The organism is Streptococcus sp. D2 (assembly GCF_006385825.1).
Lineage (GTDB): Bacteria > Bacillota > Bacilli > Lactobacillales > Streptococcaceae > Streptococcus > Streptococcus shenyangsis.
Genome location: NZ_VFSI01000004.1, coordinates 49,809 through 70,408 on the forward strand (window position 1 = coordinate 49,809; position 20,600 = coordinate 70,408).

The following is a 20,600-nucleotide window of genomic DNA, read 5'->3' on the forward strand; positions in this document are numbered from 1 at the left end:
TATAGCCCTATTGTTTAGCTTTACTTGATCACCTTCTCACTAAGTAACCAAGTAACTTTTTGGAGGAAATGATGAAACGTTTATTTATTTTGATTTCAATGGTATTGGTATCGCTTTATATGCTGATAACTTCCGTTGACCATCGAGAAGAGATTTTATTTGGTAACTATCTCTCTGTTGATGTGACAGGAATGGTAATAAATCAACCAGTAGCTAGTCGCGAAGAGGTGACAGAGGCTTTGAGTCACTTGGCAGTAGAGCATAATAGTCTCATCGCCCGTCGGATTGTTGAGCCAAATGAAGCTGGAGAAACACGCTTTACCTATGCCACTTACGGTCAGGGAGAGCTTCCAGAAGGTCTGACCATTTCCTCCAAGGAGAGTGCAGAAACGAGTGATTTATTAGGGTCTTACTTGATTGTGTCAGGAAGTTTGGATGGAGTGAGCTTACAGACCACCTTGAAAGAACTTGGCTATCAAGGCTTTGTTTCGAGTGGAGAAGATCCATTTTCGATAGTCTTACTATTGGCGGCCACCCCTATGGTGCTACTGAGTTTAGCTATTTTTCTGCTGACCTTTATGAGTTTGATTCTGATTTATCGGATAAAATCCCTTCGTCAAGCAGGGATTCGCTTAATAGCTGGTGAGAGCTTGTTTGGGGTGGCTCTCAGACCAGTGTTAGAAGATATGAGACAGCTTATCTTCTCGATGCTGGTATCCAGTCTTTTGGGATTGGGGATTCTCTGGTATCAAGGTGCCTTGTTTATGGCAACAGTGCAACTGGTCATCATTGGTCTTTTGCTTTATGGATTGGCCTTGGTAGGGATATCTACCTTATTAAGTGTCGTGTATCTACTTGGTTTACAGGAAAATAGCCTGGTGGATCTATTGAAAGGGAAACTCCCTCTCAAACGTATGATGACATTGATGATGGTGGGGCAACTTTTAGCTGTATTGGTTGTCGGCTCGAGTGCGACTGCTCTCCTACCCCACTACCGTGAAATGCAGGAAATGGAGAGAGCTAGTGATAAATGGAGCCAGTCCTCAGATCGTTACCGTCTATCCTTTGGTTGGTCTAGTGCATTTGCCGATGAAGAAGGAATGCGTAAGGACAATCGTGAGTGGCAGACATTTACTGAAGAACGGTTAGCCAATACAGACTCTTTTTATATCATGAGCAATGTTGACAATTTCTCAGATGGCGCAGAAGTGGATCTAAATGGCAATCGACTCAGTGACTATACACCGTCAGGGAATGTTATCTATGTCTCACCGCGCTATCTGATAGAAGAAAAGATTACCGTTTCTTCAGAGTTTATGGACAAGATGCAAAACTTGTCTGAGGGAGAGTTTGGGCTGATCTTGCCTGAAAGCTTGCGAGAGCAATCTGCCTACTATCAAGGATTATTTACAGATTACCTGCAAAACTTTTCATCTGAAAGTGTAGAAGTGACGAGTCAGAAACACTACCTCCCACAGGTAACGCTAGCTTTTACAGAAACAGGACAGGAACGCTTCCTCTATAACGATGGGTACAAGACGACACGCCAGTACCTAAAAGACCCGATTATTGTAGTTCTCACGCCACAAGCGACTGGAACAAGACCTGTTGCAGGGATGTTGTGGGGAACTACGGCTAATAGTGCCTTGAAACTAGATCGATATGGAGATAGCATCACAGCTCTAAAAGATCAAGGACTATATCACAAGGTCTCTTACTTGGTAAAAAGCCAGCTATTTTTTGCCAAGGTACTAAATGACAAACGGATGGAGTTTTACTCTCTCCTTATTGGGACTGTTTTGACTCTGTCTACGGCTATTTTGTTATTTGATTCCATGAATCTTCTCTATTTTGAGCAGTTCAGACGGGAGATCATGATTAGACGTCTTTCTGGTATGACAATCTATGAGCTTCATGGCAAGTACTTACTGGCGCAAGGAGGAGTTCTCTTGCTTGGGCTAATCCTATCTAGTGTTTTGACAGGAGATAGCTTGATTAGCGCTCTAGTTGTAGCTTTATTTACTCTTAACGCCCTCTTGATTTTAGTAAGGCAGGATAAAAAGGAAGAAGCTGGTAGCATGGCAGTATTGAAAGGAAAATAAGATGATTGATATTCAAGGATTGGAAAAGAAGTTTAATGACCGTGCGATTTTCTCTGGTTTAAATCTCAAGCTGGAGAAGGGCAAGGTTTATGCCTTAATCGGAAAGAGTGGAAGCGGAAAGACGACTTTGCTGAACATCTTAGGAAAGCTAGAAAAGATAGATGGTGGAAGGGTTCTCTATCAGGGGAAAGATTTAAAAAACATTCCCACTCGTGAGTATTTTCGAGACCAGATGGGCTATCTCTTTCAAAATTTTGGCCTTTTAGAAAACCAGTCAATCAAAGAGAATTTGGATTTGGGCTTTGTTGGTCAGAAAATCTCAAAAGTAGAACGTTTGGAAAGGCAAGTGGAGGCTTTAGAAAAGGTTAATCTAGGGTATTTGGATCTAGAACAAAAAATTTATACTTTATCTGGGGGAGAGGCCCAACGAGTTGCCCTTGCGAAGACTATTTTGAAAAATCCACCCTTGATTTTAGCGGATGAACCAACAGCAGCTCTAGATCCTGAAAATTCAGAGGAGGTTATGAATCTATTGGTGGGCTTGAAAGATGAAAATCGAATGATCATCATTGCGACCCATAATCCCCTAGTCTGGAATAAGGCCGATGAAATCATTGATATGAGGGAGCTTGCTCATGTGTGAAAAAATTCGTATTCGCAGGGTATCTGATTATCCTAGTGCCAGAGGTGGTTTAGAAGATATTCTCATCATGGAAAATATGACCAATCATCTCCTTTTGGTTCAAATCCGAGTAAATGGCTATTTGCTTGATTTTGCTAGCATTGAAGGGCAAAGGCAAAAGCATTATCGTTTGAAAAATTTACCTCAAACGGTTGAACTGACAGTGGACGATGTGGAGGAGGATGTAGATTTGACCCTACCTGAAAATCGAAGTTATCAAGAAGCTGATTTTTTTGAACGTATGTTTCGAGAGAACCGATAAGTCCATTTCCAAGACTATCTTTCTTCATGAGGAAAGATAGTTTTTTGGTATGATTTTCACCCCCAAAATACAAGGGGAATGTGTTACAATAGTAGTAACAGATAATAGAAAAGAGAATAGATGAGAATTGCAGATTATAGCGTGACCAAGGCAGTGCTGGAGCGTCACGGTTTTACCTTTAAAAAGTCTTTCGGACAAAATTTTCTGACTGATACTAATATCCTTCAAAAAATTGTCGATACGGCTGAGATTGATGACCAGGTCAATGTTATTGAAATTGGGCCAGGTATTGGTGCCTTAACGGAGTTTCTGGCTGAGCGTGCAGCAGAGGTCATGGCTTTTGAGATCGACCACCGTTTGGTGCCAATTTTGGCAGATACCTTGCGTGATTTTGATAATGTGACCGTAGTTAACGAAGATATTCTCAAGGTTGATTTGGCGCAACATATCCAGAATTTCAAAAATCCTGACCTGCCCATCAAGGTAGTGGCTAATTTGCCTTATTACATCACGACGCCTATTCTCATGCACTTGATCGAGAGCGGCATTCCTTTTAGTGAGTTTGTCGTCATGATGCAAAAAGAAGTGGCGGACCGCATTTCAGCTCAGCCGAATACCAAGGCTTACGGTAGCTTGTCGATTGCGGTGCAGTATTACATGACTGCCAAGGTTGCCTTTATCGTGCCTCGTACGGTCTTTGTGCCAGCACCAAATGTGGACTCAGCCATCTTGAAAATGGTGCGCCGTCCAGAACCAGCCGTAGCAGTAGAAGACGAGAACTTATTCTTTAAGGTTTCCAAGGCAAGTTTCACTCATCGTCGCAAGACCTTATGGAATAACCTGACAGGTTACTTTGGTAAGACCGAAGAAGTCAAGGACAAGCTGACCAAGGCCTTGGACCAAGCAGGTTTGTCACCAAGTGTGCGTGGGGAAGCTCTCAGCTTGGCAGAATTTGCCAGCCTAGCAGATGCACTTAAAGGGCAAGGACTCTAAGATGCAGGGACAAATCATTAAAGCCTTGGCTGGGTTCTACTATGTAGAGAGTGAGGGCAAAGTCTATCAAACACGAGCGCGTGGAAATTTCCGTAAAAAAGGTCATACCCCTTACGTTGGGGACTGGGTCGACTTTTCTGCCGAAGAAAATTCAGAAGGCTATATTCTCAAGATTCACGAACGGAAAAACAGTCTGGTCCGTCCGCCTATTGTCAATATTGACCAAGCTGTGGTGATCATGTCTGTCAAGGAACCTGATTTTAACAGCAATTTGTTGGATCGGTTTTTGGTTCTTTTAGAGCACAAGGGTATTCATCCTATCATTTATATTTCTAAAATGGACCTACTGGAAGATAGAGGGGAACTGGATTTTTACCAACAGACCTATGGTGATATCGGCTATGACTTTGTGACCAGTAAAGAGGAACTACTGCTCTTGTTAACAGGCAAGGTTACAGTCTTTATGGGGCAGACAGGTGTTGGGAAGTCAACTCTTCTCAATAAAATCGCACCAGACCTCAATCTTGAAACAGGAGAAATTTCTGATAGTTTAGGTCGCGGGCGCCATACCACTCGAGCTGTTAGTTTTTATAATCTCAATGGGGGTAAAATCGCAGATACACCAGGCTTTTCATCGCTGGATTATGAAGTGACAACGGCTGAAGACCTTAATCAGGCCTTTCCAGAGATTGCTAGTGTCAGCCGAAACTGCAAATTCCGTACTTGTACCCATACCCATGAGCCGTCCTGTTCAGTGAAGCCAGCAGTGGAAGAAGGGACTATTGCCAGCTTCCGTTTTGACAACTACCTGCAATTCCTCAGTGAAATTGAAAATCGCAGAGAAACTTATAAAAAAGTCAGCAAAAAAATTCCAAAATAAGGAGAAACCTATGTCTCAATACAAGATTGCTCCGTCAATTCTGGCAGCAGATTATGCCAACTTTGAACGTGAAATTAAACGCCTAGAAGCAACTGGGGCAGAATATGCCCATATCGATATCATGGATGGTCACTTTGTGCCACAAATCAGCTTTGGCGCAGGTGTGGTCGAAAGTCTTCGTTCTCATAGTAAGATGGTCTTTGACTGCCATTTGATGGTATCAAATCCCGAACATCATTTAGAGGATTTCGCGCGTGCAGGAGCTGACATCATCAGTATCCATGTGGAAGCAACGCCTCATATCCACGGTGCCCTTCAAAAGATTCGTTCTCTAGGTGTCAAACCATCGGTTGTTATCAATCCTGGAACGCCTGTTGAGGCTATCAAGCACGTGCTTCACCTAGTTGACCAAGTTTTGGTCATGACGGTGAATCCTGGCTTCGGTGGGCAAGCTTTTCTACCTGAAGCCATGGATAAGGTTCGTGAGTTGGTTGCCCTTCGTTATGAAAAAGGTTTGAACTTTGAAATCGAAGTGGATGGTGGGATTGATGATAAAACGATTGCTCAAGCTAAAGAAGCTGGTGCGACCGTTTTTGTAGCAGGTTCCTATGTCTTTAAGGGAGAAGTCAATGAGCGAGTACAAACTCTCAGAAAACAATTGGACTAGGGTTGCCGTTTTTGCTGGCGGAGACCGCGGTCATTATCGGACAGATTTTGATGCTTTTGTTGGTGTGGATCGGGGTTCGCTCTGGGTCTTGGAGGAAAACCTACCTCTTGCTCTAGCGGTTGGAGATTTTGATTCTGTGACCGAAGAAGAGCGACAGGTGATTCAAAAACGTGCCCTGCGCTTTGTTCAAGCCCAGCCAGAAAAGGATGATACCGATTTGGAATTGGCTCTCTTAACCATTTTTGAGCAAAATCCTCAGGCTGAGGTTACTATTTTCGGTGCTTTGGGTGGCCGTATTGATCACATGCTGGCCAATGTTTTTCTTCCTAGCAATCCCAAGTTGGCGCCTTATATGCGCCAGATAGAAATTGAGGATGGGCAAAATTTGATTGCCTATTGTCCAGAAGGGACCAGTCAGCTACATCCCCGTTCAGACTACGATTATCTAGCCTTTATGCCGGTTCGGGATAGCCAGCTGACTATTCTCGGTGCCAAGTATGAGTTGACAGAGGACAATTTTTTCTTTAAAAAAGTGTACGCTTCTAACGAATATATAGATAGGGAAGTTTCGGTGACTTGCCCAGATGGCTATGTGGTCGTGCTACATAGTAAGGACAGGAGGTAGGATGGAAAGTTTACTTGTTCTATTATTGATTGCCAACCTAGCTGGACTCTTTCTGATTTGGCAGAGGCAGGATAAGCAGGAAAAACATCTGACCAAGAGCTTGGAGGAACAGGCAGATCACTTGTCAGACCAGTTGGATTACCGTTTTGAACAAGCCAGACAAGCCAGCCAGTTGGACCAAAAAGATTTGGAAGTGGCTGTCAGCGACCGTTTGCAAGAAGTGCGAATCGAATTGCACCAAGGCTTAACTCAAGTTCGTCAAGAAATGACTGAGAATCTCCTCCAAACCAGAGATAAGACCGACCAACGTCTCCAATCCTTGCAGGAATCAAATGAGCAACGTCTGGAACAAATGCGCCAGACAGTCGAGGAAAAGTTAGAAAAGACCTTGCAGACACGATTGCAGGCTTCCTTTGAGACAGTTTCCAAACAACTGGAGTCTGTCAATCGTGGCCTTGGAGAAATGCAGACAGTTGCCCGTGATGTTGGCGCCCTCAACAAGGTTCTCTCTGGAACTAAAACGCGAGGGATTCTGGGAGAATTGCAACTGGGGCAAATCATCGAGGATATCATGACCCCTGCCCAGTATGAACGAGAATTCGCAACAGTTGAAAACTCTAGCGAGCGAGTGGAGTATGCCATCAAGCTGCCTGGGCAAGGCGACCAGGAATACGTCTATCTGCCAATTGACTCTAAGTTTCCACTGGCAGATTATTACCGCCTAGAAGAAGCCTATGAAGTAGGTGACAAGGATGAAATCGAACGCTGTCGTAAGTCGCTCCTAGCAAGTGTCAAGCGTTTTGCTAAGGATATTAGGAACAAGTACATAGCACCACCTCGGACGACCAATTTTGGAGTTTTGTTTGTTCCGACAGAAGGTCTCTACTCAGAAATCGTCCGCAATCCTGTCTTCTTTGATGATTTGAGAAGGGAGGAGCAGATTATTGTCGCAGGTCCAAGTACCCTATCAGCTCTTCTTAACTCCCTATCAGTTGGCTTCAAAACCCTTAATATCCAAAAAAGTGCCGACCATATCAGCAAGACTCTTGCTAGCGTCAAGACTGAGTTTAGCAAGTTTGGTGGCATTCTGGTCAAGGCACAAAAACATCTCCAACATGCCTCTGGCAATATTGATGAACTATTAAACCGTCGCACCACAGCTATCGAGCGGACGCTCCGTCACATTGAGTTATCAGAAGGTGAGCCTGCGCTTGATCTACTCCATTTCCAAGAAAATGAGGAAGAATATGAAGATTAGTCACATGAAAAAAGATGAGCTGTTTGAAGGATTTTACCTAATCAAATCAGCTGACCTGAGGCAAACTCGAGCTGGGAAAAACTACCTAGCCTTTACCTTCCAAGATGATAGTGGCGAGATTGATGGGAAGCTCTGGGATGCCCAACCTCATAACATTGAGGCCTTTACCGCAGGTAAGGTTGTCCACATGAAAGGGCGCCGAGAAGTTTATAACAACACCCCTCAAGTCAATCAAATTACTCTCCGCCTGCCTCAACCTGGCGAGCCCAATGACCCAGCTGATTTCAAGGTCAAGTCGCCAGTTGATGTCAAGGAAATCCGTGACTATATGTCGCAAATGATTTTCAAAATCGACAATCCTGTTTGGCAACGGATTGTCCGAAATCTCTACACCAAGTACGACAAGGAATTTTACTCTTATCCAGCAGCCAAGACCAATCACCATGCCTTTGAAACGGGATTGGCCTATCATACGGCGACCATGGTGCGTTTGGCAGATGTCGTTAGCGAGGTCTATCCTCAGCTTAATAAGAGTCTGCTTTATGCGGGGATTATGCTGCATGACTTGGCTAAGGTCATCGAGTTGACGGGACCAGATCAGACCGAGTACACAGTTAGAGGCAATCTTCTTGGGCATATTGCTCTAATTGATAGCGAAATTACCAAGACAGTTATGGAACTTGGCATTGATGATACCAAGGAAGAAGTCGTTCTGCTCCGCCATGTTATCCTTAGTCACCATGGCTTGCTTGAGTATGGGAGTCCAGTCCGTCCACGCATTATGGAAGCAGAGATTATCCATATGATTGATAATCTGGATGCAAGCATGATGATGATGTCAACAGCTCTGGCTTTGGTGGATAAGGGAGAGATGACCAATAAAATCTTCGCTATGGACAATCGTTCCTTCTATAAACCAGATCTAGATTAATAATTTAAGAAAAATGAGCATTTTTTAGGATAAGAATGTTCGTTTTTTTATGTGAATATGGTATAATAGACAAAATATCAAAATTAAATGAAATGGGAAATAGAAATGAAATTAAGAAGAAGTGATCGGATGGTTGTCATTTCCAACTATTTGATTAATAATCCTTATAAACTAACTAGTCTCAATACTTTTGCTGAAAAGTATGAATCTGCTAAATCATCCATCTCAGAAGATATCGTGATTATCAAACGAGCTTTTGAGGAAATCGAAATCGGTCATATCCAGACAGTAACTGGAGCCGGAGGTGGTGTCATCTTTACACCTTCTATTTCGAGCCAGGATGCCAAGGAAATGGTGGAGGACTTGCGTGCCAAGTTGTCAGAAAGCGATCGTATCTTGCCAGGTGGTTATATCTATCTGTCTGATTTGCTTAGTACACCATCTATCTTGAAAAATATTGGTCGCATTATTGCCAAGAGCTTTATGGACCAAAAAATTGATGCGGTTATGACCGTAGCGACTAAGGGTGTTCCACTTGCAAATGCAGTTGCCAATGTCCTCAATGTTCCCTTTGTTATTGTGCGCCGTGACCTGAAAATTACCGAAGGTTCAACTGTCAGCGTCAACTATGTATCCGGTTCAAGTGGTGACCGTATCGAGAAAATGTTCCTTTCAAAACGTAGTCTCAAGGCAGGAAGCCGTGTCTTGATTGTGGATGACTTCTTGAAAGGTGGCGGAACTGTCAACGGGATGATCAGCCTCTTGCGCGAGTTCGACTCAGAACTAGCAGGTGTAGCGGTCTTTGCGGACAATGCCCAAGAAGAACGTGAAAAGCAGTTTGACTACAAGTCACTCTTGAAGGTAACCAATATTGATGTCAAGAACCAAGCCATAGATGTTGAGGTTGGCAATATCTTTGACGAAGATAAATAAGAGATAGAACTAAAGGTTGGAACGATTGTCCCAGCCTTTCTTTGCAAATAGAATAGAAGGAAGCTTATGAAAACACCATTTATCAATAAAGAAGACTTAGAAGAGATTGTTGCCGAGTTCCCGACACCCTTTCACTTGTATGATGAGAAGGGGATTCGTGAGAAGGCAAGAGCCGTCAACCAAGCCTTTTCGTGGAACAAGGGCTTTAAGGAATATTTTGCAGTTAAGGCTACTCCAACACCAGCTATTTTGAAAATTCTCCAAGAGGAAGGCTGTGGTGTGGATTGCTCTAGTTATGTGGAGCTTTTGATGAGTCATAAACTGGATTTCCCTGGTTCTGAGATTATGTTCTCTTCAAACAACACGCCAGACAAGGAATACGCCTATGCGCGTGAATTGGGTGCGACCATTAACTTGGATGCCTTTGAAGATATTGAACATCTGGAGCGAGCAGCAGGAATTCCAGAAATCATCTCATGTCGTTACAATCCTGGAGGTGTTTTTGAGCTGGGGACAAACATAATGGATAATCCTGGAGAAGCCAAGTTTGGCATGACCAAGGACCAGCTCTTTGAAGCCTTTGCCATCTTGAAGGAAAAAGGAGCTAAGACTTTTGGGATTCACTCCTTCCTAGCGTCCAATACCGTGACCCATCTCTATTATCCAGAGTTGGCCCGTCAGCTTTTTGAATTGGCTGTTGAAATCAAGGAAAAGTTGGACATTTCGCTAGATTTTATCAATCTTTCTGGCGGTATTGGTGTCAACTATCGTCCAGACCAGGAGCCGAACGATATCGCCTTGATTGGTGAGGGGGTTCGTAAGGTATATGAAGAGGTACTTACGCCAGCAGGTCTTGGTCAGGTTAAGATTTACACCGAATTGGGTCGTTTTATGCTAGCCCCTCACGGTGCTTTGGTCACAAGAGTCACTCATAAGAAGAAAACTTACCGTACCTATCTAGGTGTGGATGCATCAGCAGTCAATCTCATGCGTCCAGCCATGTACGGAGCCTACCACCATATCACCAATCTGACTCACCCAGATGGACCATCTGAATTGGTAGATGTGGTCGGTTCACTCTGTGAAAACAATGATAAATTTGCAGTGAATCGGGAACTGCCTCATACAGAAATCGGTGATTTGCTGGTAATTCATGATACAGGTGCCCACGGTTTTTCAATGGGCTACCAGTACAACGCCAAACTTCGTTCTGCGGAAATCCTTTATACTGAAGAAGGTAAAGTCCGTCAAATCCGCCGTGCAGAGCGCCCTGAGGACTACTTTGCAACCTTGTATGGCTTTGATTTTGAAGAATAGAATGATAATTAATTGAAAATGAAATTGAAAAACAGATTGCTTTCTAAAAAATAGGCAAAAATCTTGTTTTTCCTTCGAGTCGTGATATAATAAAACTATAAAACGTTTTCAAGGAAGGTAACGATATGTCTGAAGAAACAATTGATTATGGACAAGTGACAGGAATGGTGCATTCGACAGAAAGCTTTGGGTCAGTAGATGGGCCTGGTATTCGCTTTATTGTCTTTTTGCAGGGCTGTCACATGCGTTGCCAGTATTGCCACAACCCGGACACTTGGGCTATGGAATCCAATAAATCACGTGAACGGACAGTAGATGATGTCTTGGCAGAGGCTTTGCGCTATCGCGGTTTCTGGGGAAATAAGGGTGGTATTACAGTCAGTGGGGGAGAAGCACTCTTGCAGATTGATTTCTTGATTGCCCTCTTTACCAAGGCTAAGGAACAAGGAATCCACTGTACCTTGGATACCTGTGCACTTCCTTTCCGTAATAAACCACGTTACCTTGAAAAGTTTGACAAATTAATGGCTGTTACTGACTTGGTTCTCTTGGATATCAAGGAAATCAACGAAGAACAGCACAAGATTGTTACTAGCCAAACCAATAAAAATATCTTGGCTTGTGCCCAGTATCTATCAGATATTGGAAAACCTGTCTGGATTCGCCACGTGCTAGTTCCAGGATTGACAGATAGAGATGATGACTTGATTGAACTTGGTAAGTTCGTCAAGACCCTCAAAAATGTTGATAAGTTTGAAATTCTACCTTATCACACCATGGGTGAGTTCAAATGGCGTGAATTGGGAATTCCTTATTCTCTCGAAGGGGTTAAACCACCAACAGCAGATCGCGTCAAGAACGCTAAAAAACTCATGGATACCGAAAGTTATCAAGACTATATGAAACGTGTACATGGATAAAAAGAAGCTGGATGGAAAAGAGCCCACTGAAAAAGTCATCAATTGATGGCTTTTTTGTTATACTAGAGATGAGGTGAAATGATGCTTGATAATCAGTTAACTATGGATGTCAGTCCTTATTCTAGTTTGTATAATATCGTGGTTCCTAAAACCCACTTTTTTCGTCAGCTAACTGAACTCTGTGATTTTAGCTTTATTCATGATGAACTAGAAAAGAATTATCGTCCCGATTTTGGGTGTAAAGCTTATTCACCGATTATGATGTTCAAATATCTCTTGTTAAAAGATATTTATAAGTTATCAGATATCGATGTGGTGGGACGTTCCTTGTCAGATATGGCCTTTAAATTTTTTCTTGGTCTAGCTCCTGAGGATTCTGTTATCGAGTCATCCTCTCTGACAAAATTTAGAAAGCTAAGAATTAAAGATGACAAACTGCTTGGTGTATTGATTCAGAAGTCTGTTCAAATTGCACTCGAACACAACTTGATTAAGAGTAAAATCCTCATTGTGGATGCCACTCACACCAAATCTCATTATAATCATAAGAAACTCCAAGAAATTCTTAGGAAGCGTTAAAAAGCTTTACGTAAAACGATTTATCAACATTCAGAAGATATCAAAATAGAATTTCCAAAGAAACCCCAAGAAGATAAACTCGAAGCAGAATTGACATATACAGAGGAGTCAATGGCTATGGTTAAAAAACACGAGGAACTCTTAGCCCTACCGGCTGTCTCTCAAAAGTTCAATTACCTAAAAGAGGCTGTTGAGGACGACTTAGAATACTTGGAAGCTTCTGTTAAGGAGGAGACTAGGCTCGGACATAAGACAGCCGACAGCTCTTTCTATGGATATAAAAGTCATATCGCTATGACGGATGAACGGATTATTACTGCTTGTGTGGTCACTTCTGGCGAACAAAGTGATAGGAAATATTTACCTGAGTTATATGCTAAAACAAAGGAAAATAGTCTGGACATCGAGACTATTATTAGTGATGCGGCTTATTCAGTAAAGGACAATATTCAACTAGCTCGCAAAGAAAAGATTCATTTGGTGTCAAAACTGAACCCTTCTGTTTCAAAAGGTTACCGTAAAGAAGAGGATGGGTTTGAATTTAATAAAGACGCAGGGCTATTTGTCTGTCCTGAAGGACACATGGCTATTCGCAAAACAAGGACAGGGAAAAAATATCAAAATAAGAATCAAGTTGTCACTCATTACTTTGACATTGAGAAGTGCAAGAGTTGCCTTTCCAAGGAAGGTTGTTATAAGGAGGGGACAAAGTCTAAAACTTATTCATTAGCTATTAAGAGGAACGACCATCTTTTCCAGAAGAAATTTCAGGAAACATCTTATTTTAAAGAAATTACCAGACATCGCTATAAAATCGAAGCGAAGAATGCCGAACTAAAACATAGACATGGCTTTGATGTCGCAAGGGCATCAGGTCTTTTCAACATGGAATTACAGGCAGCAACAAGCATATTCGTGGTCAATATGAAACGAATTATGACCTTAATAAATACAAAATAACCGAGGAATTCGCTCAAATTGATGAGAGATTCCTCGGTTTTCAGTTTATTAAAAGTAAGAGGCTTATTTTTTCAGTGGGCTAAGTTTTTAATGTTTGTCTTTTATATATCTAATCTTCAAATTGTTTAATAATAAAACATTAAAAGGCGTATCTAAAAAATGTAAATGCTTGCTAAAAACGGATTTTCATAAAAATCTTCTTTTTAAAAAATAGAATTATGTTAAAATACTAAAGAGGTGTAAATTATCAGATTATTTCAGCCGTACAGTGTAATTTGTAGATATTTCATAATTTTACGGCCTTTCAAAAATAGGATTGATTTTATTTGTAAGTAATGAAAAGTTTGAGAACAATTTAGTCACGTTCTACTTCAACGTATAAGTATTAGTTTAGGTGACGACAAAAATTAATTGTCCTACCATATTTGAATAGAGTTTTTTGAGAAATGGTTTAACCTTTACTTTGTATAGCACAGACTTTTCTGGAAAGGAGTATTAAGACAGATTTTACGAAGAATAAATAATTTGATAATCAAAAAGACAGTCAAAGAGTAACTTGAAAGATATTATTGCAATAGGAGATATTTAAATGAAGGAAGTTTTAAAACTAAGAAAACGCAGAACAGGCCAATGGGTAACTGTTGCTGGTATGGTATTAATTGGTGCATGTATGACAATCGGGAATACAGTGGTTTTTGCAGATGATACTCAAACATACCCGATTGAGGCATCAAATAGTAATAAATTTAATTTAACGGACTCCCCCTCTCCTTTAAGTAGTGAAAATTTAGGAACAAATAATCGAGGGCATGAGGTAGCTACTTTACCATCTACAGGACACGTTGATTCAAGTGCCAAAACCACACCAGAATATTTGATGAGTGAATCGTCAACTGTTTCTTTAGTCACAAGTGATGTGGCGACTACAGAGACCTCAACCTCAGTATTGGCTAGTCTTTCTGAAGTCGCACCAACTAAGTCAACCGACAGCTCTGAAACGCTAGTGCCCTCAACTTTATCGGAAGATCCAAAGCATTCATCAACTTCAGAGGGGGCAGTAGCTGAAGTTAAAAGCCACTCTGAAACACTAGTAGAACATTCTACTAATAGTAATAATGAAGAGGAAAGTGGTGATAATTTAATTTACGATATACACAATCAAGAAGTGACAATTACTGATATCAAGCGAAAAGAAACAATTAAAAAACTGATTATTCCTCAAAGAATTTCTAATTATAGAGTCACCGAAATAGGTTCTTCAGCTTTTTCAGGTTCTAGTTTGAAGGAAGTAGTATTACCAAAAACGTTAACGAAGATAGGCGATTCTGCCTTTAGAGGTACCCAGTTGACAAAACTTACCCTTCCAGAAGGCATCACCGAAATAGGTTCTTCAGCTTTTTCAGGTTCTAGTTTGAAAGAGGTAGTATTACCAAGTACGCTAACGAAGATAGGCGATTCTGCTTTTAGTGGGACACAGTTGAGAGACATCACTCTTCCAACCAGTGTCACAACTATAGGAAGTAGAGCCTTTGGATCTATTGATAGTTTAAGCAGCGTTGTTATTCCAAAGAATTTGAGTAATGCTTATGGAGCTTTTGAGGGTTCACAACATCTCAAGACAATTCATTTTGAAGAAGGCCTAACTAAGATAGCTGACGGTCTTTTTAAAGGTTCAGGGATTTCGAGCATAACAATTCCTAAGACAGTCACTGAAATAGGATACGAAGCTTTCCGTAATACAAGAATTACAGAACTTTATATTCCAGACAGTGTTACTAAGTTAGGTGATAATTCCTTTAGTTTTTCTGATAACTATTCTAATGATTTACCTTCTCTTACTAAAGTTAGCTTGCCATCAGAGTTGCAATCAACTAGTTCACCATTCTATGGACAGAAGAATCTCAAGGAAGTAGTGCTTCGTGGAAATTGGAAGACAATTCCAAGTGGATTGTTTTCTGGAACAGGAATTGAAAAACTAGTGATTCCAGAGGGTGTTACTGAAATAGGGGCAGGTGCCTTTTCAGGTTCTAGTTTGAAGGAAGTAGTATTACCAAAAACGTTAACGAAGATAGGCGACTCTGCTTTTAGTGGGACACAATTGACGAGACTTACCTTGCCAGAGGGCATCACCGAAATAGGTTCTTCAGCTTTTTCAGGTTCTAGTTTGAAGGAAGTAGTATTACCAAGTACGCTAACACAGATAGGCGATTATGCTTTTAGTAGGACACAGTTGAAAAACATCACTCTTCCAACAAGTGTCACAGCTATAGGAAGTGGAGCCTTTGGATCTATTGATAGTTTAAGCAGCGTTGTTATTCCAAAGAATTTGAGTGATGCTTACAGAGCTTTTGAGGGTTCACAACATCTCAAGACCATTCATTTTGAAGAAGGCATAACTAAGATAGCTAGCGGTCTTTTTAAAGGTTCAGGAATTTCGAGTATCACAATTCCTAAGACAGTCACTGAAATAGGATACGAAGCTTTCCATAATACAAGAATTACAGAACTTTATATTCCAGACAGTGTTACTAAGTTAGGTTCTAATTCCTTTAGTTTTTCTGATAACTATTCTAATGATTTACCTCCTCTTACTAAAGTTAGCTTGCCATCAGAGTTGCAATCAACTAGTTCACCATTCTATGGACAGAATAATCTCAAGGAAGTAGAGCTTCGTGGAAATTGGAAGACCATTCCAGGAGGATTGTTTTCTGGAACAGGAATTGAAAAGTTAGTGATTCCAGAGGGAGTTACTGAGATAGGTGAAGGTGCTTTTTCAGGCTCTAGTTTGAAGGAAGTAGTATTACCAAGTACGTTAAGGAAGATAGGAAATTCTGCTTTTAGTGGGACACAGTTGACAAATATGTCGGTTCCTTCTAGTGTTAGGGAAATTGGCTCTTATGCCTTTAATAGTACGCCACTTGAGGTAATTAATTTACCTTATGGTTTGCAAGTAATCGGTAGTGGAGCTTTTCGAAACACCAAGCTTGAAACAATTGAGATCCCAGAAGGTGTGACTTATCTTGATGATTACACTTTAGCCAATATTCCAACACTGAAGTCTGTGTATCTTCCAAAAAGTTTGACAGCTTTCGTTCAGTCTTGGAATACACCTTCTGAAAGCGTAGAATACCATGTTTATCTGGATTCTTTTGCTTTAGAATATATGATTGAAAAACAACTTAACTTTAAACTTCGTGATGAAAATGTAGCAAATGATGACAGTAAAGTATTAGACAGTAGCAATTCCTACTATCTGACAACTACAACAGGTACTCGTCGACAAGGATATTTAGGTCTAGACTTAAAGTACGCTATAAAAAAAGATAAATCAAGTGATGATGGTAAGTATGTCCTTCACCTCAATATACCATCTACAACGAAAGTTTTTGAAAGTAAAATACGAGTAAATGGCCAAGATGTAACGGCAACAGTTTCTAATGGTTATCTTGATATTCCTGTTTCAGAAGAGATAGGTAAGATTAAGTTAATGCTGATGACAGAAAATAGAGAACTCACTAATGTTCGTTTATTTGCACAGCTTTCCTATCAAAAAGATAGAAAAAAAGTATCCGAAAATATTGGAGCTATCAATGTTAATATACCTGTCTTAACACTAACAGCTAATCAGGTAACATCAAGGAGTTACTCTCGTATTAGTGGAGTAGCTGACCCTAATGACAAGGTAATTGCTTATCTTGATGATATGGTTGTTGGTCAAGTCAAGACCAAAAAAGATGGAAGTTATACCTTTGATATACCTCTGGTAACTCCTGTAGACAACAAAGAATATACAATCAAAGTGAAGGCTTTATCATCAGATGGTCGAGAAATCAGTGAGACAACAACAGTTCGCTATGAGAAAAATTATCCTGAGTTAGTGAACTTTATCATGCGTCATAATGGCTATACTTATAATTTGAAAGAGAACCAAGACAAAGTTCCAGTCATCAGTTTTAGACCTGGTGGACAATTTGATTTTGAGGTTGAATATACGAATACCAGTGGCAACGATAGTCTCTATCTTGTCAGTAGTCGCGAAGGTATTAATAAAGTTATTGAGCTAAAATGGGATGTTAAAAAAGAAAAATACGTTTATACTGGCTACTTTGACCAAGAAAATACTAATTATGTTCCTGGTAAAATGACTCTTTATCTTGAAAAAGGTGTTGCACCATCAGAAACTATATATAATAGTGAAGTTCAGGATAATTTATCACTACGTACTGCTGGCAAAAGTTTAGTATTAGATAGTGATGGGGATGGATATCCTGATATAGTAGATAAACACAGAAACGCCTGGGACGTAGGAGACCGGGATTTGGCAATTTTCTCATTATTAAGTTATAAATCAGAAAAAGAAATTAAAAAAATCTTCCTTGATAAGAGTTTTAATGACAAGGGCTTAAACATAGGAGGATTAGACCAGTCTTTATTTGAAAATTGGCGATTATTGGGTTCACCTGTCTTTTTACCAGGAGTTGCATACATTAATGTTTATAGATTTGTAAATGATAAGACAAAAGAAATTGTTTTAGCTATACGTGGTACAGATGAGGAGGTAAGAGAAGGTGGCGATAGAGGAATAGAAAAGCCTTTTTTAAGCCCAGAATGGATAGATAATTATCTTAAAATATGGGCTGGCGTATCTTTAGATAAAGACGTAATAAAGACCTCTCTTAATTTGTTGTTGCCTAGCGGTAGTGATTATGATGTATCAATTGTTGGGCATTCTAGAGGCTCCTATCTTGCATATATTTTAGCAGCAAAAATGTTAACAAATAGATTAATAGCTCAAGATTATGAAAAAATTGATAGTGTTATTGATACTAAAAAATTAATTAGAGGAAATCTAAAAAATGTTGTTACTTTTAATGGTGTCGGACTTGCTGCAGAGAAAGAACAAATGCTTGCATTGGTGAAGGGACTGATTGAAAAACTGATACAAAATGCAGCAGGAGGTAATTTAGTATTAACGTTGCAAAAAATAAAAGACGAGCTATCAGGCACGGATTTTCAGTCAGAAAAGGAACTAATTGAGTTATTACAATCCTCAGGTTTAACAAGGGCTTATAGTATAATAGGAGATAAGGTTAGCGATCCATTCCGTAATGGAATTGGAATTGGTGTACATCCTAATATAGTTTTGCCAAGATATGAAAAAAAGCAGCTTATTAATCCAGAGAATGGAGAATTAAGTGAGCATGATATTCATAATTTTTTATATTATTTATCACAAGGAGTTAGAAACTCGAAAAATCAGTTTAGGGGAATTGGTGATTTAAAGTCAAACGAAGTCAATGAAAGAATTAGCAGTAGTGCACTCTCAGATTTTAAATTTGTGATAGACCCATCCGGTATTGTAATCAATGATGTTTCTAAGAATCCTATTACTGGTGCAATAACCACAATTTATTATCGAGGTGAAAATGGTGAAGAAGTGCTATGGGATGCAGGTGAGTATTCACAGTTTAATCCTTTGTTTACGACAGTTAATGGCGAGTATGCTTGGGATGTGCCAGAGGGATTCTGGAAAGTCAAGGTAAGTAAAGAGGGATATGAGTCTGCTGAGTCTGACTGGCTTCCAGTACCACCACCTCAGACAGAAGTACATTTCAACTTAAAACCATTGTCTTATAAGATAACTTATAAAGTTGGAGATGGCATATTAAAGGAAGATGTTCCAAGGAGCTACCAAACTGATGTAGATACGGAGTTGCCTTATCCTGTTCGTAAAGGATACGTTTTTAAAGGATGGTATTTAGATGATAATTTCTCAGGTGAACCTTTCTTTAATACATTGTTCGATAAAGCAGGTGACAAGGTGCTTTATGCTAAGTGGGAAAAGGACACAAAAATTCTAAGTGATGATGATAACGTTGTTACGGTGACAGTTTCTGGAAATGATGTAAATGTGATTGGCAAGGTTGTTAGAAAGGAAGTTACTAATGCTGATATCTTGGAAAAGGTTGGGGAACATAATAACCTTCTTATGGAAATTCAAGCTTTAGATGATGATGGTAATATAGTATCCTTATCTGAAGACGCTAAAATTGAACTAGCAGTGATTTCAGGTCAAAAACCTTATAAGGTGTTACATTATGTAAAAGATAAGTCGACTTTTGAGGAGGTACCATTTAATTGGAATGAAAAGGACAAAAACATTTCCTTAACCACGTCAACTTTAGGGGTTTATTTGATTCAAAATAAATTGACAGAAAAACAAATGACTTCTAAGGTTCGTCAAGAAAGTCGAGTTCTTAAGACAGATAAGATTGAATATGTTGATGATTCAAGTCTCGATGCAGGCAAAGTTCGAGAAGTTGCAGCAATAAACGGAAAAGTTTTAGTAGAAATCACAGACGTATATGTAAATGGTGAGTTGCAATCAAGTACAGAAAAAGAATTATCACGTATTGAACCGCAAGCTAAGAAGGTTTATCGAGGAACAAAACAGGTATCTCACGTCCCAGATGTTGCACCAATGGAGAATAATAAACCAGAGGCTATTATTGAAACTAAGGTTCGTCAAGAAAGTCGAGTTCTTAAGACAGATAAGATTGAATATGTTGATGATTCAAGTCTCGATGCAGGCAAAGTTCGAGAAGTTGCAGCAATAAACGGAAAAGTTTTAGTAGAAATCACAGACGTATATGTAAATGGTGAGTTGCAATCAAGTACAGAAAAAGAATTATCACGTATTGAACCGCAAGCTAAGAAGGTTTATCGAGGAACAAAACAGGTATCTCACGTTCCAGATGTTGCACTAATAGAGCAAAATAAACCAGAGGCTATTATTGAAACCAAGGTTCGTCAAGAAAGTCGAGCTCTTAAGACTGATAAGGTTGAATACGTTGATGATTCAAGTCTAGATGTAGGCAAAGTTAGAGAAGTTGCAGCAATAAACGGAAAAGTTTTAGTAGAAATCACAGACATTTATGTAAATAGTGAGTTGCAATTAAGTACAGAAAGAGAATTATCACGTATTGAACCGCAAGCTAAGAAGGTTTATCGAGGAACAAAACAGGTATCTCACGTCCCAGATGTTGCACCAATTGAGGTTAATAGAATCGAACGTAATAATATTACGAAAGAGCATCCAGGGGTTTCTATTGCGATAAATACTAAGTTAGAGCCAGTAGTGATGAATCAATCGTCTTCTGAACCTCTTTCGTCAAAAGAAACAACCATAAGAACTAAGGGTTATTTACCAAATACAAGTAGTGAATATAGTTATGGTTTTGAGTTGGCAGGTATTATTGCTTTAGCAACGGCTCATTTTGGAATAATCTCAAATAAGAGAAAGAAAAATATAAAAAACTAGTTATTAGTGATGGATTAACTCAACTTCAAGAATTATTCCACATTAAGACTAATGAGAAAGTTCTCAGAAGTGATATTCGGCTCTATAATATTTGTAGTGGGTAAATCCCCTATGAATATTATAGAGCCTATTTTGTTGTAGAAAAAAAGTCCCATAAGATCTATAATGAA

13 protein-coding genes and 1 pseudogene are annotated in these 20,600 nt (G+C 39.9%); all 14 read left to right on the plus strand.

Annotation, left to right across the window (positions count from 1 at the left end):
• Positions 1–71 precede the first annotated feature (71 nt).
• The 14 genes and pseudogenes from FJR73_RS03350 (at position 72) to FJR73_RS03415 (ending at position 20,430) form a co-directional block, all read left to right on the plus strand.
• Entirely contained in the window at positions 72–2,102 is a 2,031-nt protein-coding gene (locus FJR73_RS03350; protein WP_181146595.1) for a bacteriocin-associated integral membrane family protein, read from the plus strand.
• Between the two features lies 1 nt (position 2,103).
• Positions 2,104–2,745, plus strand: a complete 642-nt coding sequence (locus FJR73_RS03355) for an ABC transporter ATP-binding protein (protein WP_140833322.1) — start codon at positions 2,104–2,106, stop codon at positions 2,743–2,745.
• On the plus strand, positions 2,738–3,046 hold the full coding sequence (locus FJR73_RS03360) for a hypothetical protein (RefSeq protein ID WP_000333264.1): 309 nt from the start codon (positions 2,738–2,740) through the stop codon (positions 3,044–3,046). Before FJR73_RS03355 ends, FJR73_RS03360 begins: the two co-directional genes overlap by 8 nt.
• Positions 3,047–3,166: 120 nt before the next feature.
• Positions 3,167–4,039, plus strand: coding sequence for a 16S rRNA (adenine(1518)-N(6)/adenine(1519)-N(6))-dimethyltransferase RsmA (gene rsmA / locus FJR73_RS03365; RefSeq protein WP_138707080.1), 873 nt, complete (start codon positions 3,167–3,169; stop codon positions 4,037–4,039).
• Position 4,040: 1 nt separating this feature from the next.
• Positions 4,041–4,919 carry a ribosome small subunit-dependent GTPase A gene (gene rsgA, locus FJR73_RS03370; RefSeq protein ID WP_140833456.1) on the plus strand — a complete coding sequence of 293 codons (879 nt, stop codon included), beginning with the start codon at positions 4,041–4,043 and terminating at the stop codon, positions 4,917–4,919.
• A 10-nt stretch (positions 4,920–4,929) separates the two neighbouring features.
• On the plus strand, positions 4,930–5,586 hold the full coding sequence (gene rpe, locus FJR73_RS03375; protein ID WP_140833325.1) for a ribulose-phosphate 3-epimerase: 657 nt from the start codon (positions 4,930–4,932) through the stop codon (positions 5,584–5,586).
• Positions 5,549–6,211, plus strand: coding sequence for a thiamine diphosphokinase (locus tag FJR73_RS03380; protein ID WP_140833327.1), 663 nt, complete (start codon positions 5,549–5,551; stop codon positions 6,209–6,211). Before rpe ends, FJR73_RS03380 begins: the two co-directional genes overlap by 38 nt.
• Position 6,212: 1 nt before the next feature.
• Positions 6,213–7,469 (plus strand): DNA recombination protein RmuC, encoded by a 1,257-nt coding sequence (gene rmuC, locus FJR73_RS03385; protein WP_181146596.1) that lies wholly within the window; start codon positions 6,213–6,215, stop codon positions 7,467–7,469.
• A complete protein-coding gene (locus FJR73_RS03390; protein ID WP_061759342.1) occupies positions 7,459–8,400 on the plus strand; it encodes a 3'-5' exoribonuclease YhaM family protein in 942 nt (313 codons plus the stop codon). Before rmuC ends, FJR73_RS03390 begins: the two co-directional genes overlap by 11 nt.
• Before the next feature lie 105 nt (positions 8,401–8,505).
• Positions 8,506–9,333: a pur operon repressor gene (gene purR, locus FJR73_RS03395; RefSeq protein ID WP_140833331.1), complete on the plus strand. Its 828-nt coding sequence runs from the start codon at positions 8,506–8,508 to the stop codon at positions 9,331–9,333.
• A gap of 66 nt (positions 9,334–9,399) precedes the next feature.
• On the plus strand, positions 9,400–10,650 hold the full coding sequence (locus FJR73_RS03400; protein WP_140833333.1) for a diaminopimelate decarboxylase: 1,251 nt from the start codon (positions 9,400–9,402) through the stop codon (positions 10,648–10,650).
• Between the two features lie 125 nt (positions 10,651–10,775).
• Entirely contained in the window at positions 10,776–11,570 is a 795-nt protein-coding gene (gene pflA, locus FJR73_RS03405; RefSeq protein ID WP_033683045.1) for a pyruvate formate-lyase-activating protein, read from the plus strand.
• 81 nt (positions 11,571–11,651) lie between these two features.
• Positions 11,652–13,109: pseudogene (locus FJR73_RS03410) on the plus strand (IS1182 family transposase).
• 589 nt (positions 13,110–13,698) lie between these two features.
• Positions 13,699–20,430, plus strand: a complete 6,732-nt coding sequence (locus FJR73_RS03415) for a leucine-rich repeat protein (protein WP_140833335.1) — start codon at positions 13,699–13,701, stop codon at positions 20,428–20,430.
• Positions 20,431–20,600: the final 170 nt, after the last annotated feature.